The sequence below is a fragment of the Vibrio sp. Vb1554 genome, assembly GCF_033344235.1.
This window is the reverse complement of the sequence record NZ_JAWPOJ010000148.1, coordinates 1-1,555: the sequence shown is the minus strand read 5'-3', so window position 1 is coordinate 1,555 and position 1,555 is coordinate 1. Positions and strand designations below refer to the sequence as shown.

Genomic DNA, 1,555 nt, shown 5'->3' with positions numbered 1-1,555 from the left:
TTAAATTGAAGAGTTTGATCATGGCTCAGATTGAACGCTGGCGGCAGGCCTAACACATGCAAGTCGAGCGGAAACGAGTTATCTGAACCTTCGGGGAACGATAACGGCGTCGAGCGGCGGACGGGTGAGTAATGCCTAGGAAATTGCCCTGATGTGGGGGATAACCATTGGAAACGATGGCTAATACCGCATAATGCCTACGGGCCAAAGAGGGGGACCTTCGGGCCTCTCGCGTCAGGATATGCCTAGGTGGGATTAGCTAGTTGGTGAGGTAAGGGCTCACCAAGGCGACGATCCCTAGCTGGTCTGAGAGGATGATCAGCCACACTGGAACTGAGACACGGTCCAGACTCCTACGGGAGGCAGCAGTGGGGAATATTGCACAATGGGCGCAAGCCTGATGCAGCCATGCCGCGTGTGTGAAGAAGGCCTTCGGGTTGTAAAGCACTTTCAGTCGTGAGGAAGGTAGTGTAGTTAATAGCTGCATTATTTGACGTTAGCGACAGAAGAAGCACCGGCTAACTCCGTGCCAGCAGCCGCGGTAATACGGAGGGTGCGAGCGTTAATCGGAATTACTGGGCGTAAAGCGCATGCAGGTGGTTTGTTAAGTCAGATGTGAAAGCCCGGGGCTCAACCTCGGAATAGCATTTGAAACTGGCAGACTAGAGTACTGTAGAGGGGGGTAGAATTTCAGGTGTAGCGGTGAAATGCGTAGAGATCTGAAGGAATACCGGTGGCGAAGGCGGCCCCCTGGACAGATACTGACACTCAGATGCGAAAGCGTGGGGAGCAAACAGGATTAGATACCCTGGTAGTCCACGCCGTAAACGATGTCTACTTGGAGGTTGTGGCCTTGAGCCGTGGCTTTCGGAGCTAACGCGTTAAGTAGACCGCCTGGGGAGTACGGTCGCAAGATTAAAACTCAAATGAATTGACGGGGGCCCGCACAAGCGGTGGAGCATGTGGTTTAATTCGATGCAACGCGAAGAACCTTACCTACTCTTGACATCCAGAGAACTTTCCAGAGATGGATTGGTGCCTTCGGGAACTCTGAGACAGGTGCTGCATGGCTGTCGTCAGCTCGTGTTGTGAAATGTTGGGTTAAGTCCCGCAACGAGCGCAACCCTTATCCTTGTTTGCCAGCGAGTAATGTCGGGAACTCCAGGGAGACTGCCGGTGATAAACCGGAGGAAGGTGGGGACGACGTCAAGTCATCATGGCCCTTACGAGTAGGGCTACACACGTGCTACAATGGCGCATACAGAGGGCGGCCAACTTGCGAAAGTGAGCGAATCCCAAAAAGTGCGTCGTAGTCCGGATTGGAGTCTGCAACTCGACTCCATGAAGTCGGAATCGCTAGTAATCGTGGATCAGAATGCCACGGTGAATACGTTCCCGGGCCTTGTACACACCGCCCGTCACACCATGGGAGTGGGCTGCAAAAGAAGTAGGTAGTTTAACCTTCGGGGGGACGCTTACCACTTTGTGGTTCATGACTGGGGTGAAGTCGTAACAAGGTAGCGCTAGGGGAACCTGGCGCTGGATCACCTCCTTA

The 1,555-nt window shown here is 53.6% G+C and carries 1 rRNA gene; it reads left to right on the top strand.

Annotated elements, in window-relative coordinates:
* The first annotated feature begins 2 nt into the window (after positions 1–2).
* Positions 3–1,555: ribosomal RNA gene (locus R8N28_RS24445) — 16S ribosomal RNA — on the top strand.